The sequence below is a fragment of the Aurantibacter crassamenti genome, assembly GCF_016811105.1.
GTDB lineage: Bacteria > Bacteroidota > Bacteroidia > Flavobacteriales > Flavobacteriaceae > Aurantibacter_A > Aurantibacter_A crassamenti.
The window spans coordinates 1,952,225-1,976,563 of record NZ_JAFBGM010000001.1 but is presented as its reverse complement, the minus strand read 5'-3'; the positions used below and the strand labels follow the sequence as shown (position 1 = coordinate 1,976,563).

The window sequence follows — 24,339 nt, the reverse complement described above, 5'->3', positions numbered from 1 at the left end:
GCTATTGACATGATTAATTTTCTGAACTAAATTTATTTGTTTAGAACTGTTGACCAATGATGAAGTGCGTTTGTAATCCACTTGGGCCGCTAGCACCAGGAGCAAGACTTTCGTCAAACCCGTAGCCAAAATCAATACCCAATAGACCAAACGCTGGCATAAAAATGCGAAGCCCCACACCAGCCGACCGTTTTAGTTCAAACGGATTAAATTCTTGAAAATTGTTGAAACCACGCCCACCCTCTAAAAAAGCTAGTCCGTAAATGGAAGCAGATGGCTTTAAAGTAAGTGGATATCTCAACTCTAATGAAAATTTATTGTAAACAATTGCACCTTCTTGATTACCAGTAATAGGATCTACAGGCGTCAATGCTTGGTTTTCATAACCTCTTAGCTGTACTACATCTCTACCATCTAAAGTAAAGTTTCCTAAACCATCACCACCAACAAAGAAACGTTCAAAAGGCACATTGCCTATATCATGATTGTATGCTCCTAAGAATCCAAACTCTACGTTTGTACGCATTACCAAATCACCAACTAACGTAGTATACCAATCGCCTTTAAACTTTATTTTATAGTACTCTAACCATTTAAAGCGCTCTTCTTCTAATCCTTCACGTTGTGTATTTAACACACTAAGTAATGGATCTGCTGGGTCAATAGCACTTCTTTCTGAAATTTCAGTTAACAAATCGGTACTTTCTTTTGTAATTGCACCAAAGTCTTTGTTACTGAACAAAGAATACGGCGGAGTCACTTTAGCTGTAAATTCAAAATTAGAGCCTCCTCTAGGGAATATACGCCCACCTTCTTGTGAGTTTCTTGAAAGTCCAAAAGTATAGGTGAAAGAATTTGACCTACCGTTACCAAAACTAAAGAGACCTATATTATAATCATCAAAATCATACAATTGATAACCAACTGAATGCGATATCGTGAAGTAATCATCTGGCCATTGAACTCTTTTAGCCAAACCTAAGGTAATACCAGTTATAGAAAAACCACGATCTGGATCCCTTTCTATACTTCCATTAGAATTATAAGATGCTGCAAACTGTTTTGTCTGTGAGGCATTAATACTAAATCGTACCGGTTTTTTACCACCAAACCAAGGTTCTGCAAAATTCAGACTATAAATACGATAGGTTCTACTTGCCTGCAAACGCAAAGCAAAGGTTTGACCATCACCCATTGGCACAGGCTTATACTCTTCACCCTTGAAAAGGTTTTTCATTGAAAAGTTACTAAATGAAAGCCCTAGCGTACCAATGAATCCACCACCACCGTAGCCACCTTGCAATTCAATTTGACTTGAACCCGCTTCAATTAAACCATACTTAATATCAACAGTACCTTCATTCGGCTGTGCATTTAATACATCTGGTTTAATTTGCTCAGCATCAAAATAACCCAATTGTCCTAATTCTCGAATACTTCTAATGATATTCGACTTATTATATTTTTGACCCGGTCTTGTACGTAATTCTCTAAAAATTACATGATCATTTGTTCTATCATTTCCTTCAACTGTAACATGATTTAAAAAGGTTTCTTTTCCCTCAATAATTCGTATTTCAAAGTTAATAGTATCATTAGCAGCAGAGATTTCTACTGGATTGATACTCGAAAACAAATACCCATTATTTTGATAAAGGTTGGTAATATCAGCTGCATCCGGACTAGAATCATCAGCAATACGCTTTCTTAATTCAACCCCATTATAGGTTTGCCCTTTTTTAATGCCCAACACCTGGCCTAACTGCCGGTCAGTATAAACACTGTTACCAACAAAATTAATATCACCGAAGTAGTATTTATTTCCTTCTTCTACTTTAATCTTTATAGCAATATTATTCTCATCTATTTTAATTAATGAATCAGAAATTACTCGTGCATCACGATACCCATTCTCGGCAAATTTATCAATCAATAGACCTAAATCATTTTGATAATCTTCTTCAATGTATTTTGATTTTTTCCAAACACGATAAAACAACTTCTGTTTGGTTTTTTTCATTGATTTACGAAGCTTTTTTGCAACAAGTTGCTCATTGCCTTCAAACTCAATACTCTTGATTTTTACTTTATCACCTTTATCAACGTTAATAACCATTTTCTGGGTATTGGAATCAATGGTATCTTTAGCAGTAATAATGTTAACCTTAGTATTTAAGTATCCTAACTTTTTATACTTGTTTTGAAGATAGTTTTTAGTATTGGCAATAAGACTTTCAGTAATCTTTTTTCCCTTTTTTAAATCTGTATCTTCTAATATCTTTTCTACTTTTCTTGGTTTTACACCGTTAACAGTAATTGCCGAGAGTGTTGGTCGCTCTTTAATTTCAAGCTCTAAGAAGATTTTATCATCCTTAATATTGGTAATATAAAAATCAATGGCACTAAAAAGCTCAAGCCCCCATAATTTACTAATTATAGCACTAATCTGATCACCAGGCACCGTTATTGGTTGCCCAACTCGTAGACCAGTATATGTTTTTACGGTTTGTTCATTATAACTCTGTAGGCCTGTGACTTCAAGCCCTCCTAGTATATACTTTTTACCTTCATCATACGAGGCTTCTTGCGCCTCAATACCCGAAACGGTAAAAAATATTAGAAGTGAGAATAATAGTTCAAAAAGATTGAACCTTTTTGAGTAGTTAATTGAGTTGTTCGCTAGTTTTTCCAAATCTTCGTTCTCTATTCTGGTAATTCTTAATGGCTTCCGCTAAATGATGCTCATTAAAATTGGGCCAAAATACATCAATAAAATATAATTCTGCGTAGGCTATCTGCCAAAGTAAAAAATTGCTTATCCTATGTTCCCCACTGGTACGGATAAGCAAGTCTACGTCAGGCAAATTTTGCGTGTAAAGATGAGTATTAATAATGGTTTCATCAATATTTTCAGGTGAAATTATATTATTTTTAACTTTGATTGCAATCTGCTTCATAGCATTTGTCAGCTCTTCTCGTGAGCCATAACTAAGTGCCAAAGTAAGCGTGAGACCCGTATTCTTCTGTGTTTTTAAAATAGTCTCCTCTAATTCTTTTTGTGCTTTTTGGGGCAAAGATGCAATATTGCCGATTGTATTCAATCTGACATTATTTTTGTTAAAAGTTTTAAGTTCTTTTCTTAATGAAGAAACCAAAAGTCGCATTAGCGTATCAACTTCAAGTTTAGGTCTGTTCCAGTTTTCTGTTGAAAAAGTATATAAAGTGAGGTACTCTAGACCTAGTTTAACGCAATTCTCTACCGTAGAACGTACTGTTTTTACGCCATTCTCGTGACCGAATACACGTAATTTTCCACGTTCTTTAGCCCAGCGGCCATTTCCATCCATAATAATGGCTAAGTGACGAGGCAACTTTTCTTTATCTATATCTTCGATGGTGGTCATACCTTGGAAATTCTTACTCAAAACAATCTTGACATGGTTTTCTGCCGAAGGTGTAAGTTAATGTTAATCCAGAGAAAACATACCAGTCATCACTAAAAATATTACCAAAATCAACATCTAATTGATTACTAATCAATTTTGATTTAGAGGGGTTACTTGCATCTAAATTATCAGTAAAAGTATACCGAGCTCCTATTTCTACCCCTAATATAAAAAATTGATTTAATCTGTACTTAGCGCCAACTGTCATTGGTATTGCGAATGATCCGTCAGTTTGATTAAAGTTAATTAACTGACCTGCATCAAAATAATTAAAATCATATCTAAAATATGTAACACCTGTATATAAATAAGGTGTAAACGCATGACCTAACTTATGCAAATTGTATTCTACAAAATTAAATTCTAAACCCAAAGAGGCTTCAGTTATGGCATTTTTTACCACATAACCGCGTTGCCTACGAGAAGCAATACTAGATTTGTTATCATCTGCCGTGAATTTACCATGTACAACACTAGCTCGCCATGCATAGCGCTTACTTTTATTCCACTTAAATAGACCGCCATATGCAATACCAGATGGTAAAATAAAATTAGTGCGACCAACATCTCCAATATTATTAGCACCACCTAAAAACGCCCCAACCTCATAGGTTTGTGCTGAGATTTGGCTAACCAACAAAACAAAAATTACAACGATTAATCGTTTCATGTAACTCAAAAATTTACAAACAAAACAATTGCTATTACTCTAAATAGAATTGTTTCATTCATGTTCTCAAATGATAAACAGGTTTTGATCTCATTTATTGTTGTGACCACGTTCAATTACGGCGATCTTCACCCCATAACAATTTATTACGTAATGTTTTCAAAAAGCTCTCAGAAGTGTATTCAATCATCTTAATTGTGAAGTCGGCTCGCTTCACTATTATTTCTTGTTCATTTTCAATGGAAGCCAATCTAGAATCTAATGATACTAAATGATTCTCTTCTCTACCTGAAACCTTTAATCGAATAACAGTATCGTCAGAAATTACAAGTGGTCTTGCATTTAAATTATGTGGTGCTATGGGCGTTAACACTAATGATTTAGCTGAAGGCACAATAACCGGACCTCCACAACTTAGCGAATATCCTGTAGAACCCGTAGGCGTAGATATTATTAAACCATCTGCCCAATACGAAGTTAAATACTCATCATTCAAATGTGTTTCAATAGTAATCATTGAAGTGGTATCTTTTCGACTGACACTTACCTCATTTAGGGCAAAATTCATTGTTTTAAACTCGGGTATTTCAAAATCTGCTGTAACTTCTACTAAACTGCGTTCAACTACCCTATATGAATTACTAAGAAATTCTGTAACAACCTTTCGCACTTCCTCTTTCTTGAAAGTTGAAAGAAAACCCAACCTACCCGTATTTACTCCAACAATCGGAATACCTAAATCACGCACAAATGTAGTCGCACGTAAAATAGTACCATCTCCTCCAAAGCTAACAAACATATCAAACGAACTGTCTAAGCCTTCTTCTGTGGTAAATGTTTTATATTGTAATGCAGTATTTCTGGTTGATAAAATTGACTGAAAGTCTTCTTCTACAAAAACCACAGCATTCTCTTTTTTAAGTTCAAGCAACAATTCTTCGACAGCATCTAAGGCGTCATCTTGATTGGTTAAACCATATATGGCAACTTTCACGTGATTCGATTTAAACGTTTAAATACTTCTCTAGGTAGTCTGACCGTTGTTTAAGATCCTCAATGAATTGGTCATCATGATTTCCGAATAATACATTATAGTTATAACGTCTAAACGTCTGCAGCACTTCATTGAGATCCGTGGTGCCAATTTTTAAAGTTATTTGAATCACATCATTGCGAATATCTGTAATAAATGCACCAATTACCCTAGTATTATTACTTTCTACAATCTGGGCAATCTCACTAAAAGAATAATCTTTTATACCGCTAGCTAAAACTATAATACCACCTGGTTCAGTGAAAAAAGGAGTATTAATAAAAAAAGCACAGATATCAGTTAAATCATAATAACCTAATACTTCATTCTGTTCATTAAGAATAGGAATCAAATTAGCTTCATTTCTAGCAAAAGTCTCTAAAACATCGAGCCAATTGGTTTCTTTTCTAACAAAAAAAGATTCCATATTATAACGATAGTCTGCAAGCTTTTTATCCGCTTCAAAATCATGAACATCCTCATCACTCAAAACACCTAAAAATTGATTTTTTTCAGTAACAGCCACATGAGAATATGTACTATCATGAAAGAAATCAACGATTTTAGAAATCGAGTCTTCCACCGCAAAAACGGCAATGTCATTAATGATATGGGTTCGTAAAGGCATAACTAAAATTATTGTTGCAAATTACTAATTAATATAACAAAAGGCGTGCCTAATTCGTAATTTTGCCACATCAATAATAGGATAACGTATTTATGACAAAACTTAGTGTTAACGTAAACAAAATAGCCACGCTTCGCAATTCGAGGGGTGGTAATGTGCCAAATTTACTAAAGGTTGCAGCTGATATTGAGTCTTTTGGGGGTCAAGGCATCACCATTCATCCGCGCCCTGACGAGCGCCATATTCGTTATCAAGATGCTAGAGATCTAAAGAAAATAGTCACTACAGAATTTAATATTGAAGGTAACCCAAATCAGAAATTTATTGATTTGGTTTTAGAAGTAAATCCTACGCAAGTTACTTTGGTGCCTGACGCTGTTGATGCTATTACCTCAAATGCTGGCTGGGATACTAGAAAACATGCTGATTTTCTAACCGAGGTAATTGCTACTTTTAGAGCAAAAGGAATTCGAACATCAATCTTTGTTGACCCTGACACTAAAATGGTTGAAGGTGCTGCCAAAACTGGAACTGATAGAATTGAACTTTATACTGAAAGTTTTGCTGAAGAATTTGCTAAAGGCAATAAATTAGCAATTACACCTTTTGTTAAAGCCGCTAAAACCGCTTCTAAATTTGGCGTCGGCATAAACGCAGGGCATGATCTAAATTTAGATAACATAAAATTCTTTAAAGAAAACATACCAAACCTGCTAGAGGTTTCTATTGGTCATGCGCTAATATCTGAATCTCTTTATCTAGGATTAGATAATGTTATAAATATGTATTTAAATCGATTGAAGTAATGGAAATACTGCATTCTAAAATTATAGGAGAAGGCAAACCATTGATAATCTTACATGGTTTTCTAGGGATGTCTGACAACTGGAAAACACTTGGATCTAAATATGCCGAAGAAGGATTTCAGGTGCATTTAGTTGACCAACGCAATCACGGTAAAAGCTTTTGGTCAGACGAATTCAACTATGAAATTTTAGCAGCAGATATTGTAGATTATATGACACACCACCAAATTGAAAAGGCTTATATAATTGGCCATTCAATGGGAGGTAAAACCGCAATGCAATTGGCCTGTGTAAATTCTGAAAGAGTCGAAAAATTAATTGTTGCTGATATAGCGCCAAAATTTTATCCGCCACACCATCAGAATATAATTGACGCACTTAACCAATTAAATTTATCAGCGATAGACTCGCGATCACAAGCTGAAGCTGAATTAGAAAAGCATTTAAGTGAGTACGGTGTACGGCAATTTTTATTAAAAAACCTCTATTGGGTTGAAAAAGTTAAATTGGGCTGGCGCTTTAATTTGAAAGTGCTTTCAAATCGCATGGAAGAAGTTGGTGAAAACATTGAGTCTGGGTCAATTTTTGAAGGTCCAACGCTGTTTTTAAAAGGGGAACGATCTGAATATGTTATTGCATCTGACGAAACTGTTATTAAAAATCATTTCCCGAAGGCTACAATTGAAACCATAGCTAAAGCAGGTCATTGGCTGCACGCAGAGAATCCGAGTGAATTTTTCACAAAATCACTATCTTTTCTAAAAGCATAAACAGTATATTTAAAACACGTATAAAATTATAACATCATGAATTTAATATTAAGAGTATTACTAAGTGCCGTGGCAGTGGTTGTCTTATCTAAAATTTTACCAGGTGTAGGCGTAGACAGCTATCTTACGGCTATAATTGTAGCCATAGTGCTTGGTCTGCTAAATTTTATTGTAAAACCCATATTGGTAATTCTAACTTTACCAGTCACTATTATTACGCTTGGCCTTTTCTTATTAATTGTAAACGCTTGTATAATTCTATTGGCTGATTACTTTGTTGAAGGATTCAACGTTTCCAATATTTGGTGGGCCTTAATTTTTAGTTTGCTTTTGAGTCTTTTCCAATCAATTCTTTTTTCTTTCCTTAAAAAGGATAAAAAGCAATAAATATTGATGAAAGACATTGGCAACTAGCCTCTTAAAAACTTGTCGTACTTAAGAAAATATACTAATTTTGCATCCCGCTAAAAATGGGATTTAGGAAAAAAAGATATATGAATATTACGAAAGAACAGGTCGACGATTTGAACGCCATAGTTAAAGTGGCCATCACTAAAGACGATTACCAAGAGAATGTCGAGAAAATATTAAAAGATTATAGAAAGCAGGCTAATATACCTGGTTTTAGAAAAGGCCAAGTACCTATAGGCCTTATAAAGAAACAATACGGCAAGGCTGTTTTAGTTGATGAAGTCAATAAATTATTACAAGACAACCTCAACAAATATCTTACCGAAGAAAAACTTGATGTTTTAGGAAACCCTTTACCAAAACAACAAGATAATTTTGATTGGGACAAAGAAGAGTTCGACTTTGAGTTTGAATTAGGTCTTGCTCCTAGTTTTGAGGTGTCATTACAGACAAAGAAGCCTATTACAAGTTATAAAATAGTCGCTGATCAAAAGATGATTGACGAGCAAGTTGAGCGTATTCAAAAACAATACGGTAAGCTTGTAAGTAAAAAAGAAGTTAGCAAAGTAGATGAAATCAGCGGCCTTTTCAAAAATGAAGCTGAAGAAATTGAAAACAGATTTGTTATTGAGCTTGACAAGGTTAAGAGTAAAAAAGCAACAGATGCGCTTGTAGGCAAAAAAGTTGGTGATGTTGTTACTTTAAGCACTAAAGGACTTTTCAAAGAAGATCATTTACTTACACATGCGTTAGGTGTTTCAGCTGAAAAAGGTGAAGGCTTAAACATTGATGTTGAATTTGAAATTCAAGAAATCAACGAACGCGAACCAGCAAATCTAGACCAAGAATTGTTTGATAAACTCTTCGGAAAAGACACTGTAAAGTCTGAAGAAGAATTGAAAGCTAAAATCAAAGAAGATTCAGAAAAGCAGTTTGAACAACAAGCAGACCAAAAGCTTTTGAATGACATTACTGAATATTTTATTGAAAATACAAAGTTTGATCTTCCGGTTGAATTCTTGACTAAGTGGATTAAAATGACTGGGGAGAATCCGTTAACTGAAGATGAAGCAAGCGAAGAGTTTCAAAAATCTGAAAAAGGCTTACGTTATCAATTAATTGAAGGCAAAATCATTCAAGAGAACGAAATTCAAGTTCAGTTTGAAGAGCTTAAAGAGTTTGCTAAAGGTTTCATCAAATCACAAATGGCGCAATATGGGCAATTGAACCCAGAAGAAGCTGAATTAGATTCAATTGCAGCTAGAGTGATGGGCAACCAAGATGAAGTAAAACGCCTTTCTGAGCAGCTAATGAGTCAAAAACTACTTACTTTATATAAAGAAAAAGTTAATTTAAAGACGAAAGAACTTACATATGACAAGTTTGTAAGTGAAGTTTACGGATCTTAAATTCAGTTTATCGAATTAATAAGTCCTTCGCCCTTAATTACACGCTTTTGAGTACAGCTGAAACAGCGATCTTATTATAAATTAGTATCTTTATCGTGCCGAACTTTATGCTTCGGCACCTTTTTTTATTTAAATATCACTCAAATATTACATGGACTACGGAAAAGAATTTAAAAATTACGCCATAAATCATCAGGGCATCAGCAGTACCCATTATGATAAAATAATGAGTAGCATGTACCCGGTGAATATGACACCTAATATTATAGAAGAACGGCAAATGAATGTTATTGCCATGGATGTTTACTCAAGATTGATGATGGATCGCATTATTTTTCTTGGTACTGGCATTAATGACCAAGTTGCAAACATTGTTCAAGCACAATTATTGTTTTTAGCTAGTGTAGATGCTACTAAAGACATACAAATTTACATCAATTCACCTGGCGGTAGTGTTTATGCTGGTTTGGGCATTTATGACACTATGCAATTTATTAGTCCAGATGTGGCTACTATTTGTACAGGAATGGCTGCCTCAATGGGTGCAGTTTTACTTTGTGCTGGCGAAAAGGGCAAGCGTAGCGGATTGAAACATTCACGTGTAATGATTCACCAGCCTATGGGTGGTGCGCAAGGTCAGGCTAGTGATATAGAAATTACCGCAAGGGAAATTCTTAAGTTGAAAGATGAATTATATGAAATCATCGCTGAACATTCTGGCCAGACTATTAAAAAAGTACATGATGATAGTGATCGAGATTACTGGATGAAAGCTGATGAAGCTAAGAAATACGGTATGATTGACGAAATATTAGTTAGAGAGAAGGAATAAGTTAGTATGGCAAAGGAAAATTTAGAATGTTCGTTCTGCGGAAGGAAAAAACCAGAGACCAATCTTTTAATAGCTGGTCTAGATGCTCATATCTGCGATAGATGTATTGAGCAGGCACATGGTATAGTGGCGGAGGAATCAAAGCAGTCGAAAACGAATGATCTGTCTTCCGAATTAATACTAAAGAAGCCTAAAGAAATTAAAGGATTTCTTGACACTTTCATTATTGGCCAAGAGCGAACTAAGAAAGTGATGTCTGTGGCGGTTTACAATCATTACAAAAGACTATTACAATCAAGTTCTAATGATGATGACGTAGAAATTCAGAAAAGTAACATCATTATGGTGGGGCAAACCGGTACTGGTAAAACCCTAATGGCTAAGACTATTGCACGTATGTTAAATGTGCCCTTAGCTATAGTTGATGCTACGGTTTTAACCGAAGCTGGTTATGTAGGTGAAGATGTTGAAAGTATTTTAACTCGCCTATTACAAGCTGCAGATTACAATCTTGAGAAAACCGAAAGAGGTATCGTTTTTATTGATGAAATTGATAAAATTGCACGTAAAAGCGACAACCCATCAATAACTAGAGATGTTTCTGGTGAAGGTGTTCAACAAGGTCTTTTGAAATTACTAGAAGGTACTACGGTTAATGTTCCACCTAAAGGAGGAAGAAAGCATCCTGATCAAAAATTCATAGAAGTTAATACTGAGAATATTCTCTTTATTGCTGGTGGAGCTTTTGACGGAATAGAACGTGCAATATCTAAAAGATTGAATCTACAGTCAATAGGATATAGCGCTACTAAAGCCGAAGAGAACCTAGACGAAGCTAACATTTTACAATATATTATTCCTAAGGATTTAAAAGACTTCGGATTGATTCCTGAGATAATAGGAAGGCTTCCTGTCTTAACTCATATGAATCCGTTAGACGAGAAAACTTTGCGCGCCATTCTTACTGAACCTAAGAATGCCATTATAAAGCAATATGAAAAGCTATTCGCAATGGATGGCATAACCTTTTCTATTACTGATCAGGCATTAGATTATATTGTTAAAAAGGCTATTGAATATAAGTTAGGCGCAAGAGGGCTTCGTTCATTATGCGAGGCTATTTTCACTGACGCAATGTTTGAAATGCCTACTAGTGGTGAAAAAGAATTTAAAGTAAGTAAGCCTTATGCTGAAAGCAAATTGAATTATGAAACCATCAAAAAACTGAAGGCAGTTTCATAATACATTACATAAATACAGTCCATAAAAAAACCTCGGAATTGCTTCCGAGGTTTTTTTTATATCATTTTTTGTAGCCAAACTCTAGACTACTTTTCTTTCTTTAAATTTTACTTGAGTAACATTGGTCAATAAATCTTGACACACTTTACTGATAATTTTTTCATCAGTATACAACTCATGACCAAAATTTGGAATCACTTCTAACTCCGCGCCAACCTTTTGTGCCCAAGACTCTTTTGGCATAAATGAATCATTACCTCCAAAAATTATATTCATCGGACATTCTGGTTTTGCTTCTTCTTCACGAATTCGTGTTGGAGAAACAGTGTACAATGATTTCATTGGCAAACCTCTTAAACCGGCTCTCCACGCAATTGTTCCACCTGTACTAAAAGCTAAATAATGAGATGCTTTTCTTTCTTTACGAATTAAATGTGCTACAGCAGTATCAATACCTCCATCTACAAATGCTTGATGCAAGTTTTCTTTATCATTTACTGCTAAATCTATATGTGCTAACTGTTGCACATCATAGAAAACAATATCATAATACTGTTGAAGATACCCCAAGTAAGAGGTAATCCATAATCCTTTTTTCACTCCCCACATATCCGATAAGACGACTAGTCTCTCTGCCATAATTTTGTTGTTTTTGTGTGTATAATAAGATTTAGATTGGCAAATTGAACATTAAACGCATGAATTCAGCATTTATTTGTTCATCGGATGTAAAACTTCGACATAGGCCTCTTTTGCACCTAAATATCTTAATGGTAAGTTAAAAAAGTAAATCTTAACCGTTCATTTTCAGCAATTCTTCAATGTAATCTCGTCTGTTAGACAAGCGTGGAATTTTGTGTTGACCTCCTAATTTATCATTTGACTTTAACCAATCATAGAATAAATTTTCACGTGCAACATGAACGCTAGGTAAGTTGAGTGTTATATTATTATAACGTTTGGCCTCGTAGTCAGAATTCAGAGATTTTAATGCATTATCTAAAAGTTCGGTGAAGTAATCTAGATCTTCTGGTGGTCTTCTGAATTCTATAATCCATTCGTGTGCTCCCTTTTCTTTGCCCACCATAAATATTGGCCCTGCTGTATAATCTTTAATTTCAGCACCAGTTTTTTTACAAATACTCTTTAACGCCTCTTCAGCATTTTCTATAATTAATTCTTCGCCAAATACATTAATATGGTGTTTTGTACGCCCCGTTACTTTTATTCGATACGGATTTGTAGAGGTAAAACGTATGGTGTCACCTATTTTATATCGCCATAAACCTGAATTGGTGGTAATTATTATTGCATAGTTCTTACCAATTTTAACTTCCCACAACGGAATAGCTTGCTGCCCTTCCGTTCCGTATTCATCCATAGGAATAAATTCATAGAAAATACCATAATCTAACATCAACAATAAATCATTCGCACCATTACGATCTTGAATTGCAAAAAACCCCTCAGAAGCATTATATATTTCGTAGTACTGAAAACTCTTTCTCGGTAGTAGTTTTTTATACTGCTCTTTATACGGGTTGAAACTTACACCGCCATGAAAATATACCTCTAGATTTTCCCAAACTTGAAAAAGATGATCCTTACCTGTTTCTTGAATTACATCATTCAGCAAAACGAGCATCCAAGAAGGCACACCAGCTAAACTAGTTACATTCTCTTGTTTGCTTTCATGAATGATAGCTTTGAGCTTATGTTCCCACTCACTCATTAATGAAACCTTATTACTAGGTGTGCTACTAAATTCTGCCCACAAGGGCATGTTATCAATTAGTATGGCAGACAAATCTCCGAATAACGAACCATTATCTTCATAGAGCTCTTTACTACCCCCTAAACGCAAGCTCTTACCCGTAAACAATTGAGAATTTTCGTTATTGTTCAAATACAAGCATAACAAATCTTTACCAGATTTATAATGACAATCTTCTAATGCTTCAGCACTAACCGGGATAAATTTGCTTTTCGCATTAGTAGTTCCGCTACTTTTTGCAAACCATTTAATAGAAGTAGGCCAAAAAATATTCTGTTCGCCGCGTCTTGTTCTTTCTATAATAGGTTCTATTTCTTCATATGATTGAATAGGTACTCGCTCTTGAAAAGTCTGATAATTACCTATAGATTCAAATTCATACCTTTTACCAACCTCTGTATCTTCAGCAATTTCTAACAACTGCCGCAATACTTCTTCTTGTACTTCTTCAGGATATTTTAAAAATAACTCTATCTGGTGATAGCGTTTTTTCAAAAGCCAAGAAGCAATAGAATTGAATAATGGTATTGACATTTTTAGGTATATTTAGCCTTCTAAATTAATGTATTAAACTATCATTTTCAAGTAACAATATAACGCATGCAATACGAGGGAGTTCTACGAAAAATGCAAACTGAAATCGGAAACCCGATTCAATATTTTATGATTTTTGAGAACGATTTCTTGAATGTAAATCAAATACTTGACAAACAACTACAAATTGATTTTATTAAATATCAATGTTTAAGTTGCGGTAAAGACAAACCAATATACCGACAAGGATTTTGCCAAAGTTGTTTTTTCGAAACCCCTGCGGCAGGTGATTGGATTATGCGACCTGAACTTAGCACAGCCCATCTAAATAAAGAAGATCGAAATCTTGAATATGAGAAAAAAGCGCAGTTACAACCTCACATTGTTTACTTAGCAAACTCAAGCAATGTAAAAGTTGGAGTTACTCGAAAAGCTCAAGTACCCACTAGATGGATTGATCAAGGTGCACATGAAGCAATTGAAATTGTTGAAGTACCGAATCGGTATTTGGCCGGCATTACAGAAGTTTCATTGAAAGACCATGTTGGAGATAAAACCAATTGGCGTAAAATGCTCACAAATAATGTAGATGATGAGAATCTAGTGGAATGGCGAGCCAAACTAAAACAATATATACCAGCCGAAGCACAAGAATATTTTATAGAAAACAATACTGAAACAAATTTAGATTTTCCGGTACTTCAATACCCAGAAAAAGTTAAGAGCCTCAACCTAACAAAAACACCAAATTTCTCAGGAGTATTAAAAGGTATTAAAGGACAGTATTTGATATTTGAAGACAATACAGTCTTTAATGTGCGCGGTAGCGAAGGTTATTATGTTGGACTTTCAATTAGTTAGTCCCTTCTTTTTTCTTTTTACCTAAAAAACCACCTAGAATATCTTTTGCCTTTTCTTTAACCGCTTCCTTTTGCTCTTCTTTTTTCTCAGTTGCCTCGGTAGAATCAGCTTTAGTTTCAGTAGTTTCTTTGTCTTTATTACCACCTAGTATTCCTGATAAAACCTCTTTTGCACTTTCTTCTTTAGATTTATTTTCAGCAGGTGCTTCACTATCATCTTTATTTGAACCTAGAACACCTTTCAACAAATCTTTAGCTTTGTCTTTTCCTTTATTAATTAATTTCTGTTTCTCAATCTCTACTAGTTTTGAGGTCAGACTTTTTACGCCACCTGTTAAATCTGTTGTTACATCAGGACTCGCATAATTACCTCCAATATTGGCAGTAACAGGAATGGTCAAGTCTTTCAATGAACTATCATCAATTTTTGCTATTAGGCTATTAATTTCACTACCTAAATATTTTGCTGGCACCTCAATTGAAGCCGCATAATTTAATTTTTGATCAAATGTGTGACTACCCGATACATTCATATTTATATCTTGATATTTTACAGTAAAAGGCTTCACCTTTACTTCACCATTTTCAAAAGTTAATGCTGTTTTCAACCCTTTTAAATCTAAATTCTCTGGTTTTAGAAAACTTAACTTCTCCCCTATTTTGCTTAAAAAAGCTGCTTTTTTAGGATCCAATTCTGATTGTAATAACTCTGCCAAAACGTCTCCGGAAATGGTTGCCATATCTGGCGTAAAATCATCATTTAATTTACCTGAAATTTCAATTTCAGAATCTAATGCTCCACGCAAAATACCAGCAACTGGGGCTAAAGTTTTAAATAAATCAAATGAATCAAAAGTTTCACTGATTTTAAAATTCTTAATGTCAAGTTTCATTCCAAAATCAGGAATCTCATTTTTTGTAGACACTTTTCCGTTAAAACCCATTTTTCCATCAAACATTGAAGAGGTCATATTTTTTAACGTTGCGGTTTCATCTTTAATTAACAAACTTCCTTTTACATTTTTTAAGGTAAGATTATCATATAAAACCGTTGCTGCACTTGCATTAATCGTACAATCTAAAAAAGAAGGAATTTTCAACGATTCTTCACCACTAGCAACAGGTTCAGAATTTGTTTCACCGATAGTATCTTTCGCTTCTACTACATCCGCAGTCATAAAATCATTTAATGAAAAAGTATTTGAATTTAAATCAAAATCACCTTTTACCTTTTCATCATTAAACATAAAACCCAACAAATTATCTATAGTACCTGTGGCGTTAAAATCTGTCTTACCAGTACTACCTTGTAATTCATTTAAAACAACTTTATTTGGTGTAAAAGTCAATTTTGTAGCGGCAATCTTTACCGGATTTGCCATTTCTTCAGAATTGTATTCAAAGTCTTTTAAACTAAAGATGCCGTCAATTTTAGTGTTTTCATATTTCTTTTTTTCAATTGACGCCATATCAAAATTGGCGTCAATATCAGCATCTAATAATCCTTTTAAACCTAAATCTGCTGGTACCGGATATGCTTTTGAAATATTAGCTAAATTCATTTTACCATCAACCTGAGCGTCAACTTTCATATTACCCGTTAAGTCTCTAAGTTTTGACACCATGTTGAACTTATCTTCGTCAATCATAAATGAAAGCTTATTGATATCAACATACGTATCTGCACTAATACCAGTTGCATTATTTACCGCAACATCAATAAAAATATTACGAACCGTTTTAGGTAAATCGGGATATTTAAATGAAGCATTATTGGAATTTACCTTGATGTTAAATTTAGGAATGTGTGTTTCATCAACTATTCCTTTAAACTCACCAGCTAAGATAAAATCACCCGTTGTCTTTATATTATCAAGGCTTTTAGAGTATTCTTCAGGAATAACTGCTAAAAAGTTTTTAAACTCTGATGATGCAGTTTTAAAGTTGATATCTATCTCTTGGTTCGTATCATTGATTTGTACAAAACCGTCAAAAACCAATGGTAATTGATTTACTAATGCTTCATTTTTCAGAAATGAAAATCTCATTTTTTCTAAATCAACACCAATAAGAGCATCTAATGAAAGCTTATGATTTTTTAAATAATAGGTACTATCCATACCAAATGAAACAAGTGCCGTAGTTTTGGTATTTAATTCTGATGTAGCTAATGAAAGATCACCTGTACCAGAATGATTTAACTCAGATATCATTAAGTTTATATCTGAACTTCTATCATCATACAGAATCTTCGAATTTTGAATACTGTATTCATCCATTGCTAGTGTAAAACTAGATTCAGAAGTGGTACTAGTTGTCTCAGCCTCGGTACCGGTATTTTTAGCAATGTCATAATTAGCATGCTCTTCTGCATCAACCTTGATATTTACGTTTGCGCCGTCAACAAAAAATCGGTCAATTTTAATAGGTTCATCAGATTCTTTAAAAAATTGACTTATACCTAGTTTTAATTCAACTTCATTGGCAGCAAAAAGTGTATCACCTTCAAATGGCGCCTTATTAATTAAAGACACTTTTTCAAGTGTAACAGTTGCATTCGGAAAATTGCTAAACAAACTTAAATCTGCATCAGTAAAATCAAGGGTTGCGTTGACATTTTCATTGACTTTATTTTTTATAATATCGTCAATTTTACCTTGTAGAAAAAAAGGTGCAGCAACAATTAGAATTACTAACAATAGTAGAACAACACCAAATATCTTAAAAACCTTCTTCATGTAATTGATTTTAGGGCAATTATATAACTTAAAAAGGTGGACAATATTTCAACCAAAAGGTTAAGAATTCACTAAACTTCTAGTAATAATTCTTCTCCAATTTTTAGTCCGAACCTTTTTCTCATAAGATATACGAAGAAATAGAGTAAAGGGGTGTCAAGAAATGCTATAAATATCTTAAAAAGGAACCCAGATACCACCAAACCAAAGAATAGGTGCCATGGCAGTACTTTAAATATGCATAATAATCCAACTACAACGAATGTGTCAATAAATTGAGAAAGAAAGGTTGAGAAATTATTACGCAACCAAAGGTGCTTACCCTTGGTTAATTTTTTCCAAAAATGATAAATTGCAATGTCTATATATTGAGCGGCAAGATACGCTAGCATTGACGCTAACACGGCCAATGGCGATAGTGAAAACACTTGACTAAATATTTCATTACTTAATGGCGAAGACTCAATAGCTGGAGCCACATCGGCTACCAAAATAATACCCATGGAAAAAAAAGAAGCAAAAATTCCTGCAGTAACAATCTCATTCGCTTTTTTCTTACCGTAAATTTCAGAAATTAAATCAGTGATTAAAAACGTGATAGGATACGGTAATACACCCACAGAAATCTCAAAAAGTGAAACACCAAATACCTCAACATCACCAAAGGGATTCCAATAAAAGAACTTTTGAAAAATTAAATTTGAAACCACTAAAGACGTAATAAACAGTGCCCCCAGATACAAATAGATCCGATATGCTAGTTTTTTATCCTTAAGGCTCAGTTTCTCAGTCAATCTATGTTTATTTTATTTCTAGTACAAATGGCATTCTTGCCTGAACGCCTTTTTGTTGCATTACTGATTTAAACTGTTTCAAAATAGAATACGCTTCAACACCTACTTCTTCTTCTATAAATTCTTGTTTTACTTTAGCACTTGCCCCTCCAAAATCTTCCATAAAGCGCTCTAAACCACTTTTGTATTTTGGGTACTTTCGAATACCATATTCTTCTAGGTTACTCATTTTTGCCGCTTCAGCGATTGCATCATTGAGATTACCAAGTTCATCTACAAGACCTAATTTTTTGGCGTCTACCCCACTCCAAACTCTACCTTGTGCCATACTATCAGCTTTAGCCATTGTAATATTTCTACCTTTTGCTACGCGTGACAAAAAAGTTTCATAAGATTCCTCTACACCCTCTTGAAATCTTTTTCGAAATACATCGGTCATTGGCTCAAACACTGAATAATCAACAGAGTTTTTATTTGTACCAACTTGCTCTGCATTAACACCAATATCTTTTGCCAACCCTGTAACATTAGGTATAGTACCATAAACACCAATAGATCCAGTTATAGTCGTTGGTTCTGCGTATATTTTATCAGCACCACAAGCAATATAATACCCCCCAGATGCAGCCATATCTCCCATAGAAACAATAACTGGTTTCTTTTCTTTTGTCAATTCTATTTCACGCCAAATAATATCTGATGTCAAAGCACTGCCACCTGGTGAATTTACACGAAGCACTATGGCCTTTACTTTATCGTCTTCTCTTGCCTTAATAATTGCTTCGTTAATTATACCTTGTCCGATTACATCAGGGCCACCTTCACCATAGAGTATTTCACCTTGTGCAAAAATTACGGCAATTTTATTATCGCCTTTACGCGTTATTTTCGAATTTGAACGCACCACATAATCTTCTAAAAGAACCGAATTTAAATCATCATTTTCTTTCAAATCAAGAGTTTCACGCAGTTTTGCTTCATATTCATCATAAAACAATGTATCATCAATCAAGCCTGATGCTTTTGCGTATTCCGTAGTTCTTCCTCCTAAAGTATCTGCAATAATATTCAGGTTTTCAGTACTAATATTTCGACCAACTGAAATATCTTGTAGCATTGAGTTCCATAATGAACTTATTAATTCTTTAATTTGAGTACGATTGGCATCACTCATTTCATTTGACAAAAATGGTTCTACAGCACTTTTGTATTTTCCATGCCGAATAACCTCCATTTTAATGCCTGATTTTTCTTGTAAGTCTTTGTAAAAAAGCACCTCAGAAGACAATCCTTTAAAATCTAAAACACCAACCGGATTCAAATATATTTTATCTGCAACACTGGCCAGGTAATAATCTTTCTGCATATAAAAATCAGCATATGCATAAATAAACTTACCACTTTCTTTAAAATCTTCAAGTGCTTTACGAATGGCTTGTGTTTGGGCAAGACCGGCTAAAATAAAATTATTTTGAATACTAATTCCTTTAATGTCTTTATCACTTTTCGCTACTTCTATGGCATGTAAAATTTCATCAAGACCTTGTGATTCTTCAAAAATTCCTGAGAAAGGATCTACATCATTATTACCTGTATAATCGCTTATGGGTCTATTTAATTGTAATTCTAAAATGGAATTATTTTTGATACTAACATTTTGCTCAGTATTACCCAAAATGGCTGCAAAAATGAAGAACATAATAAAGACAATTCCGAATGCAATAAGGCATCCAAAAATTGCCGCTAATAGATTTCTCAGAAAATTCATAGATTCTTTATTATTAGCTGCCAAAGATAACTATTGTGAAATTCTTTTTAATTAATTTGGTTTTCTATTATGGATGATACAAATACAGTTTATCTCTCATTAGGAAGTAATCTTGGTGACAAATTGAGCATGCTTCAAGAGGCTATTTATCGCATTGATAAACAGGTTGGTAAAATAAGTGCGGTATCACCAGTGTACCAAAGTGCGGCTTGGGGTTTTGAAAGCGATGATTTTTTTAATATCTGCTTGGCCGTCTCTAGTAAACTGACAGCACCTAGATTGCTAAAACAATTAATGGACATTGAATCTTCATTAGGTAGAAGTCGAACTGACGGAAAAGGATATTCTGCCCGATGTATTGATATTGACATTCTATACTATAATAGAATGATACTTAACAGTGAGCAACTCACCCTACCCCACCCTAGTTTACAAGATAGGAGATTTGTTCTTCGACCATTATCTGATATTGCGCCGCAATTTTATCATCCGATTTTAAAGAAAGATTCACGTAACTTATTGCAAGAATGTAAGGATGAAATTATACCAAAGAAAACCAATTTGGTGCTTTTCAAAAATAGAACAGAACTTTTTTCGCAGTTGCAATTTCTTGCAATAGAAGGAAACATTGGAGCTGGAAAAACTACACTTGCGAAAAGAATTGCTAAAGATTTTAATGCCAAACTAATTCTAGAACGTTTTGCAGACAACCCCTTCTTGCCAAAATTCTATGAAGATCAAAGCCGTTATGCTTTTCCGTTAGAGATGTCTTTTTTAGCAGATCGCTATCAGCAATTCATTGATGACACCACGCAATTAGATCTTTTTAAAAAATTTATGGTCAGTGATTATGACATTTATAAATCTCTAATTTTTGCAAAAATAACCTTGCAAGAAGTAGAATTTTCATTGTATCGTAAAATTTTTGATTTTATGTATCGAGAGGTTAAAAAACCCGATGTATATGTTTTTCTTTATCAAAATACGGATCGCCTTTTAGATAATATAAAAAAAAGAGGCCGTGATTATGAACAAGAAATTTCGTTTGAATACCTTGATAAAATTAATAGAGGGTATTTAGATTACATAAAAAGTCAGCCAAGTCAAAATAGTCTGATTATAGATGTAACCGATTTAGACTTTGTTGAAAATGAAAAAGATTATGAAACGGTAATGAATCAGATACAACAATATGTCATGAACTGGTCTTTTTAAGTATTCAGTTTTGACCAAATATCCCAAACTGTAACGCCAACACTTACTGAAATATTTAAAGAGTGTTTTGTGCCAAATTGCGGAATCTCAAGTACTTCATCACTGGCATCAACAACTTCTTGCGCTACACCTTTTACTTCATTACCAAAAATTAAGGCATACTTTTTTGTGTTTTCAATTTCTAGACTATTTAAAAAAGTGGCGTTTTCAGCTTGTTCTAACGCTAGTACGTGGTAGCCATTATCTTTTAAACTAGAAATCACCTCCATAGTGTTTTCAGCGTATTCCCACACTACACTCTCTGTTGCACCTAAAGCTGTTTTTCTAATATCTTTATGTGGTGGTGTAGCTGTAATTCCACATAAATATATTTTTTCGACTAAAAATGCATCTGCTGTTCGAAATACTGAACCAATATTATTTAAACTTCGAATATTATCTAGTACAATTACAATAGGTGTCTTATTCGTTTCTTTAAACTCTTCAATTGTTAACCTATCTAATTCTTCGTTTTTTAACTTACGCATTTTGTGAATTGAATTGTTTGTACTTGATAAAAGTTAATCAAGTTTTTGTGGTTCTTGGGCTCTAAAAGTTATTCCAAAATATCAACGATCACCGAAAGCACCAATCAAAAATGTTATTTTCGTTTTAGTTGACATTTTAATGTATGTCGATAGGCAAAAATAAACGAAATCTACCGGTTTGGCTAGCACAAAAAAAATCAAGAAGGTTACTCCTTTAATGAAACAGTACAATACCATCAAGACTAAATATCCTGATGCGTTATTATTATTTCGTGTAGGCGATTTTTACGAAACGTTTGGTGAAGATGCTGTTAAGGCATCCAAAATATTGGGTATTATTTGTACCCATAGAAACAATGGTGGTGACAATATTGAATTGGCAGGTTTTCCTCATCATTCATTGAACACTTATCTTCCGAAATTGGTCAAGGCTGGGCAACGTGTCGCAATTTGTGATCAATTAGAAGATCCCAAGTTGACCAAAACCATTGTAAAAAGAGGTGTTACTGAATTGGTCACACCAGGCGTTGCTCTAAATGATGATATCCTTTCGGCTAAATCAAACAATTTCTTATGTGCAGTGCACTTTGGAAGAAAATTATTAGGTGTCTCATTTTTAGATATATCAACTGGTGAATTCTTAACGTCACAAGGTAGTGTAGAACAAATAGACAAGTTGTTACAGAATTTTGCACCAAACGAAATACTTATTTCAAAGGCTCATAGAACTGAATTTCAAGAAGTCTTTGGAGCAAATTACCATACTTTCTTTGTTGAAGACTGGGTGTATCAAGAAGATTATGCTCAAGAAACTCTTAATGGTCATTTTAAAACTACTAGTTTAAAAGGCTTTGGAATAGACCATTTGCAAGAAGGTATTATTGCTTCAGCTGTAGTTTTACATTATTTATCTGAAACCCAACATCGACAATTACAGCACATCAATACCCTTCAAAGAATTGCTGAAGAAGATTATGTATGGATGGATCGCTTCACCATCAGAAACCTAGAGCTTTACCACTCTACAAATGCCAATGCAGTAACACTTATTGATATCATTGACCGTACATTATCACCAATGGGTAGCCGATTAATGAAGCGATGGCTAGCTCTGCCTTTGAAAAATATTGAAAAAATTAGACGAAGACACCAAGTTGTTTCTTTTCTACATAACGATGAAATAGCTCTTGAAAAGCTAAAAAGCTGGATTAAGCCAATGGGCGATATTGAACGTCTAATTTCTAAAGTTGCAACAGGCAAAATAAACCCGCGAGAAGTTGTACAGCTTAAAAACTCATTATCCACCATTACACCCATTAAGCAGTTTTGTGAGGCAAGTAAAAACCAAGCACTTCAATTAATAGCTACAGCATTAGATACTTGTGAACCTTTACAAGATAAAATTAAGGCGATGCTAAGTGAAGAAGCCCCAGTTAACATTATAAAGGGAAATGCCATTGCAAAAGGTTACTCAGATGAGCTTGATGAGTTGAGAGGCTTGGCCTTTTCCGGCAAAGATTATCTCAATAAGATGTTAGCCCGTGAAACTGAGCGTACCGGAATAACATCACTTAAAATAGCTTCAAATAATGTCTTTGGATATTATATAGAAGTACGAAACACCCATAAAGATAAGGTTCCTGAAGAGTGGATTCGCAAACAAACCTTAGTGAATGCTGAGCGCTATATTACCGAAGAATTGAAAGAATATGAAGCAAAAATTCTAGGTGCTGAAGACCGTATTCAAAATCTTGAACAACAACTTTTCGCGCAACTAATTGTCTGGATGCAAGAATACATAGTAGTTGTTCAGCAAAATGCACAGCAAATTGCCAACTTAGATTGTCTTTGCAGTTTTGCGCAACTGGCAAAGGACAACAATTATGTAGCTCCTGAATTAGATGACTCTACCTCATTGGAAATTAGAAATGGACGTCATCCGGTTATCGAAAAACAGTTACCACCTGGTGACACTTATATTCCTAATGATGTATTGCTTGACCGTGACGACCAACAAATAATAATGATTACAGGGCCAAACATGAGTGGTAAATCTGCTATTCTACGGCAAACAGCACTTATTGTTCTTTTGGCTCAAATGGGAAGTTTTGTTCCAGCAGAATCTGCTAAAATTGGATATGTAGATAAAATATTCACACGAGTGGGCGCAAGTGATAATATTTCAATGGGCGAATCTACTTTTATGGTTGAAATGAACGAAACCGCCTCAATTCTGAATAATCTTTCTGAACGTAGTTTAGTGCTACTTGATGAAATTGGTAGAGGTACTAGCACCTATGATGGTATTTCTATCGCATGGGCTATATCTGAATACTTACATGAGCACCCGGCTAGGGCAAAAACATTATTTGCTACGCACTATCATGAACTAAATGAGATGGGGGAAACTTTTGAACGTATCAAAAACTACAATGTTTCAGTAAAAGAACTTAAAGACAAGGTGCTTTTTTTACGAAAATTAGTTGCGGGTGGTAGTGCACATAGTTTTGGTATTCATGTAGCTAAAATGGCTGGCATGCCCCAGCAGGTAATACATAGAGCCAATAAAATCCTTAAAAAACTAGAGAAATCACACTCAAGTGAAGAATTGACTGAGAAACTTCAAAGTGCACAAGATGAAATGCAGCTAAGTTTCTTTAATCTTGATGATCCTTTACTCGAACAAATAAAAGAAGAAATTACACATCTAGATATCAACACATTAACTCCGGTTGAGGCCCTTATGAAATTGAATGAAATAAAACGCTTGCTTACCAAAAACAAGAAGGCAACAAGTTAATTGGCGATCTCGTTATTTTTCATAAAAATTCCTTTGCATTTTATATAATTGTATTAAATTTGCATCCGCATTACAAAGTAAT

Annotated in this window: 20 protein-coding genes; 9 read left to right on the top strand and 11 right to left on the bottom strand. The window is 34.2% G+C overall.

Going from position 1 to position 24,339, the window contains the following annotated elements; all coding sequences use genetic code 11:
* Window positions 1–40: 40 nt before the first annotated feature.
* The 5 genes from JQC67_RS07970 to JQC67_RS07950 all read right to left on the bottom strand — a co-directional run bounded on the left by JQC67_RS07970 (window position 41) and on the right by JQC67_RS07950 (window position 5,777).
* The gene (locus tag JQC67_RS07970) at window positions 41–2,692 is read right to left on the bottom strand and encodes a BamA/OMP85 family outer membrane protein (protein ID WP_203252293.1); all 2,652 of its coding nucleotides are present in this window, start codon (window positions 2,690–2,692) and stop codon (window positions 41–43) included.
* Window positions 2,664–3,404, bottom strand: a complete 741-nt coding sequence (locus JQC67_RS07965; protein WP_203252292.1) for an isoprenyl transferase — start codon at window positions 3,402–3,404, stop codon at window positions 2,664–2,666. Before JQC67_RS07965 ends, JQC67_RS07970 begins: the two co-directional genes overlap by 29 nt.
* A gap of 13 nt (window positions 3,405–3,417) precedes the next feature.
* Window positions 3,418–4,116 carry a type IX secretion system protein PorG gene (gene porG / locus JQC67_RS07960; protein ID WP_203252291.1) on the bottom strand — a complete coding sequence of 233 codons (699 nt, stop codon included), beginning with the start codon at window positions 4,114–4,116 and terminating at the stop codon, window positions 3,418–3,420.
* A gap of 112 nt (window positions 4,117–4,228) precedes the next feature.
* Window positions 4,229–5,110 carry an NAD kinase gene (locus JQC67_RS07955; protein ID WP_203252290.1) on the bottom strand — a complete coding sequence of 294 codons (882 nt, stop codon included), beginning with the start codon at window positions 5,108–5,110 and terminating at the stop codon, window positions 4,229–4,231.
* A 10-nt stretch (window positions 5,111–5,120) separates the two neighbouring features.
* Window positions 5,121–5,777 (bottom strand): CBS domain-containing protein, encoded by a 657-nt coding sequence (locus tag JQC67_RS07950; protein WP_203252289.1) that lies wholly within the window; start codon window positions 5,775–5,777, stop codon window positions 5,121–5,123.
* A gap of 92 nt (window positions 5,778–5,869) precedes the next feature.
* Here JQC67_RS07950 and JQC67_RS07945 point away from each other — a divergent pair, with 92 nt between their 5' ends.
* From JQC67_RS07945 to clpX, 6 genes are all read left to right on the top strand, one after another.
* On the top strand, window positions 5,870–6,583 hold the full coding sequence (locus JQC67_RS07945) for a pyridoxine 5'-phosphate synthase (protein ID WP_203252288.1): 714 nt from the start codon (window positions 5,870–5,872) through the stop codon (window positions 6,581–6,583).
* Window positions 6,583–7,353: an alpha/beta fold hydrolase gene (locus JQC67_RS07940; RefSeq protein ID WP_203252287.1), complete on the top strand. Its 771-nt coding sequence runs from the start codon at window positions 6,583–6,585 to the stop codon at window positions 7,351–7,353. Before JQC67_RS07945 ends, JQC67_RS07940 begins: the two co-directional genes overlap by 1 nt.
* A gap of 36 nt (window positions 7,354–7,389) precedes the next feature.
* Window positions 7,390–7,740 (top strand): phage holin family protein, encoded by a 351-nt coding sequence (locus tag JQC67_RS07935; RefSeq protein ID WP_203252286.1) that lies wholly within the window; start codon window positions 7,390–7,392, stop codon window positions 7,738–7,740.
* Between the two features lie 107 nt (window positions 7,741–7,847).
* Window positions 7,848–9,173 carry a trigger factor gene (tig, locus tag JQC67_RS07930; RefSeq protein WP_203252285.1) on the top strand — a complete coding sequence of 442 codons (1,326 nt, stop codon included), beginning with the start codon at window positions 7,848–7,850 and terminating at the stop codon, window positions 9,171–9,173.
* Between the two features lie 151 nt (window positions 9,174–9,324).
* Window positions 9,325–10,005: an ATP-dependent Clp endopeptidase proteolytic subunit ClpP gene (gene clpP, locus JQC67_RS07925; RefSeq protein ID WP_203252284.1), complete on the top strand. Its 681-nt coding sequence runs from the start codon at window positions 9,325–9,327 to the stop codon at window positions 10,003–10,005.
* A 6-nt stretch (window positions 10,006–10,011) separates the two neighbouring features.
* Window positions 10,012–11,247, top strand: a complete 1,236-nt coding sequence (gene clpX, locus JQC67_RS07920; protein WP_203252283.1) for an ATP-dependent Clp protease ATP-binding subunit ClpX — start codon at window positions 10,012–10,014, stop codon at window positions 11,245–11,247.
* Between the two features lie 81 nt (window positions 11,248–11,328).
* Here clpX and JQC67_RS07915 read toward each other — a convergent pair whose 3' ends face one another.
* Both JQC67_RS07915 and JQC67_RS07910 read right to left on the bottom strand, forming a co-directional pair.
* Complete coding sequence (locus JQC67_RS07915; RefSeq protein ID WP_203252282.1) at window positions 11,329–11,886, bottom strand: dienelactone hydrolase family protein; 558 nt, start codon at window positions 11,884–11,886, stop codon at window positions 11,329–11,331.
* A 154-nt stretch (window positions 11,887–12,040) separates the two neighbouring features.
* Window positions 12,041–13,555 (bottom strand): GH3 auxin-responsive promoter family protein, encoded by a 1,515-nt coding sequence (locus JQC67_RS07910; RefSeq protein WP_203252281.1) that lies wholly within the window; start codon window positions 13,553–13,555, stop codon window positions 12,041–12,043.
* Window positions 13,556–13,621: 66 nt separating this feature from the next.
* On the opposite strand from JQC67_RS07910, the gene JQC67_RS07905 reads away from it, so the two are divergent.
* Complete coding sequence (locus JQC67_RS07905; protein WP_203252280.1) at window positions 13,622–14,416, top strand: DUF2797 domain-containing protein; 795 nt, start codon at window positions 13,622–13,624, stop codon at window positions 14,414–14,416.
* Here JQC67_RS07905 and JQC67_RS07900 read toward each other — a convergent pair.
* The 3 genes from JQC67_RS07900 to sppA all read right to left on the bottom strand — a co-directional run bounded on the left by JQC67_RS07900 (window position 14,409) and on the right by sppA (window position 19,715).
* Complete coding sequence (locus JQC67_RS07900) at window positions 14,409–17,153, bottom strand: AsmA-like C-terminal region-containing protein (protein WP_203252279.1); 2,745 nt, start codon at window positions 17,151–17,153, stop codon at window positions 14,409–14,411. The genes JQC67_RS07905 and JQC67_RS07900 overlap by 8 nt on opposite strands.
* A gap of 71 nt (window positions 17,154–17,224) precedes the next feature.
* A complete protein-coding gene (locus JQC67_RS07895; RefSeq protein ID WP_203253222.1) occupies window positions 17,225–17,935 on the bottom strand; it encodes a queuosine precursor transporter in 711 nt (236 codons plus the stop codon).
* Between the two features lie 19 nt (window positions 17,936–17,954).
* Window positions 17,955–19,715 carry a signal peptide peptidase SppA gene (gene sppA / locus JQC67_RS07890; protein ID WP_203252278.1) on the bottom strand — a complete coding sequence of 587 codons (1,761 nt, stop codon included), beginning with the start codon at window positions 19,713–19,715 and terminating at the stop codon, window positions 17,955–17,957.
* Between the two features lie 69 nt (window positions 19,716–19,784).
* Between sppA and folK the strand changes: the two genes are divergently transcribed.
* On the top strand, window positions 19,785–20,930 hold the full coding sequence (folK, locus tag JQC67_RS07885) for a 2-amino-4-hydroxy-6-hydroxymethyldihydropteridine diphosphokinase (RefSeq protein ID WP_203252277.1): 1,146 nt from the start codon (window positions 19,785–19,787) through the stop codon (window positions 20,928–20,930).
* Here folK and JQC67_RS07880 read toward each other — a convergent pair.
* A complete protein-coding gene (locus tag JQC67_RS07880; RefSeq protein ID WP_203252276.1) occupies window positions 20,927–21,457 on the bottom strand; it encodes an RNA methyltransferase in 531 nt (176 codons plus the stop codon). The two genes, folK and JQC67_RS07880, sit on opposite strands and share 4 nt — an antisense overlap.
* A 217-nt stretch (window positions 21,458–21,674) precedes the next feature.
* On the opposite strand from JQC67_RS07880, the gene mutS reads away from it, so the two are divergent.
* On the top strand, window positions 21,675–24,257 hold the full coding sequence (gene mutS / locus JQC67_RS07875; RefSeq protein WP_203252275.1) for a DNA mismatch repair protein MutS: 2,583 nt from the start codon (window positions 21,675–21,677) through the stop codon (window positions 24,255–24,257).
* Window positions 24,258–24,339: the final 82 nt, after the last annotated feature.

Excerpts from the sequence above, each read along its gene's own strand:
- JQC67_RS07965 (WP_203252292.1), bottom strand. The coding sequence starts at position 3,404 with ATGACCACCATCGAAGATATAGATAAAGAAAAGTTGCCTCGTCACTTA.
- porG (WP_203252291.1), bottom strand. The coding sequence starts at position 4,116 with ATGAAACGATTAATCGTTGTAATTTTTGTTTTGTTGGTTAGCCAAATC.
- JQC67_RS07950 (WP_203252289.1), bottom strand. The coding sequence starts at position 5,777 with ATGCCTTTACGAACCCATATCATTAATGACATTGCCGTTTTTGCGGTG.
- JQC67_RS07945 (WP_203252288.1), top strand. The coding sequence starts at position 5,870 with ATGACAAAACTTAGTGTTAACGTAAACAAAATAGCCACGCTTCGCAAT.
- JQC67_RS07940 (WP_203252287.1), top strand. The coding sequence starts at position 6,583 with ATGGAAATACTGCATTCTAAAATTATAGGAGAAGGCAAACCATTGATA.
- JQC67_RS07935 (WP_203252286.1), top strand. The coding sequence starts at position 7,390 with ATGAATTTAATATTAAGAGTATTACTAAGTGCCGTGGCAGTGGTTGTC.
- tig (WP_203252285.1), top strand. The coding sequence starts at position 7,848 with ATGAATATTACGAAAGAACAGGTCGACGATTTGAACGCCATAGTTAAA.
- clpP (WP_203252284.1), top strand. The coding sequence starts at position 9,325 with ATGGACTACGGAAAAGAATTTAAAAATTACGCCATAAATCATCAGGGC.
- clpX (WP_203252283.1), top strand. The coding sequence starts at position 10,012 with ATGGCAAAGGAAAATTTAGAATGTTCGTTCTGCGGAAGGAAAAAACCA.
- JQC67_RS07915 (WP_203252282.1), bottom strand. The coding sequence starts at position 11,886 with ATGGCAGAGAGACTAGTCGTCTTATCGGATATGTGGGGAGTGAAAAAA.
- JQC67_RS07910 (WP_203252281.1), bottom strand. The coding sequence starts at position 13,555 with ATGTCAATACCATTATTCAATTCTATTGCTTCTTGGCTTTTGAAAAAA.
- JQC67_RS07905 (WP_203252280.1), top strand. The coding sequence starts at position 13,622 with ATGCAATACGAGGGAGTTCTACGAAAAATGCAAACTGAAATCGGAAAC.
- JQC67_RS07900 (WP_203252279.1), bottom strand. The coding sequence starts at position 17,153 with ATGAAGAAGGTTTTTAAGATATTTGGTGTTGTTCTACTATTGTTAGTA.
- sppA (WP_203252278.1), bottom strand. The coding sequence starts at position 19,715 with ATGAATTTTCTGAGAAATCTATTAGCGGCAATTTTTGGATGCCTTATT.
- folK (WP_203252277.1), top strand. The coding sequence starts at position 19,785 with ATGGATGATACAAATACAGTTTATCTCTCATTAGGAAGTAATCTTGGT.
- JQC67_RS07880 (WP_203252276.1), bottom strand. The coding sequence starts at position 21,457 with ATGCGTAAGTTAAAAAACGAAGAATTAGATAGGTTAACAATTGAAGAG.
- mutS (WP_203252275.1), top strand. The coding sequence starts at position 21,675 with ATGAAACAGTACAATACCATCAAGACTAAATATCCTGATGCGTTATTA.